The sequence below is a fragment of the Mesorhizobium sp. LEGMi-168a genome (assembly GCF_058312955.1).
Map to the genome: position 1 here is coordinate 1 of NZ_JBZEGV010000135.1, position 1,116 is coordinate 1,116.

Here is a 1,116-nt window from a genome sequence, read left to right on the forward strand (position 1 = left end):
CAAGAGAGTGAAATCATTGCCCAGGTTAGCCGCGGGCGACCGAATGGAGCTGCATGTGCGCCGCAGTGACGGCAAAGAGCAGACGATAGCTCTTCCGCAAATTGCTGTTGATGCTGTCGAGACGCTGATCGACCGCTTACTAAGCGGTGATCGGGTTGCTGTGTTGGCGGAAGACCAGGAGCTCAGCCCGACAGAGATCTCCCCGATCCTCGGTGTCTCCCGGCCGCTTGTTGTGCTGCGGATGGATCGTGGTGATTTACCCTTCCGGTATGTCGGCAAGCACCGCCGGGCCTTGCTAAAGGATGTATTGGCGCTGAAAGCCAGCCTGGACGCGCAGCGTGCGGCTATGGGAGCGCTTGCTGACGACGCAGGGGATTTGCACGTCCGTTATGGCGTTTAAACCTGTAACCGCCGTTTGTGACGCTTGCGTCCTCTATCCCTTTCATCAGCGCAACATTCTCATCCAAGCTTCAGTGGACAGGCTTTATGATGCGCGCTGGACAGATGACATTCATGACGAGTGGATGCGAAACCTCATCATGAATGCGCCGACGCTTTCGATCGAGCGGCTTCAGGTCACGCGGCATTTAATGGACCAGGCCCTGCCAGAAGCGTTGGTCGGGAACTATCATCGTCATATTGACGGCATCGCTCTTCCCGATCCCGATGACAGGCACGTCGTGGCGGCTGCGATTGAGGCCAACGCCTCCCACATCCTGACTTGGAACCTTCGAGACTTCCCTGTGAAGGATCTCAAGAAATATGGGTTGGTTCGCGAACCACCAGACGCGTTTCTTGTCAGGATCTATGAAGAGGCTCCCGAACTCGTCGTCGGATCGCTTGCCCACGCCCGTCGCAATTTGACGAGATCAGAAGCCTCGGTGCAGGACTTTCTTAATCTTCTCAAGGAGCAAGGGCTCGTAAAACTAGCCGGGCTGCTGCGTACGCACACAGCGGAACTTTAGCTATCAGGCCTTGGCGTTCGCCCTTTGTGCTTCGAAAGTCGCATAAAGGGCAGTCTGGAATTGCCGGGCGGATGACCGGTGACGGCAACTTATGGCGAGTCATCGCACCCAATCGTACTTGAGCCGCATTCGTGAACCGGCCGGGCCGCGC

The 1,116-nt window shown here is 57.0% G+C and carries 2 protein-coding genes; both read left to right on the forward strand.

From position 1 onward, the window contains the following. A partial coding sequence (locus AC4FWB_RS34435) for a DNA-binding protein (protein ID WP_491030661.1) occupies nt 1-400 on the forward strand: 400 nt, incomplete at its 5' end. After that, entirely contained in the window at nt 357-965 is a 609-nt protein-coding gene (locus tag AC4FWB_RS34440; protein ID WP_491030663.1) for a PIN domain-containing protein, read from the forward strand. The genes AC4FWB_RS34435 and AC4FWB_RS34440, both read left to right, overlap by 44 nt. Nucleotides 966-1,116: the final 151 nt, after the last annotated feature.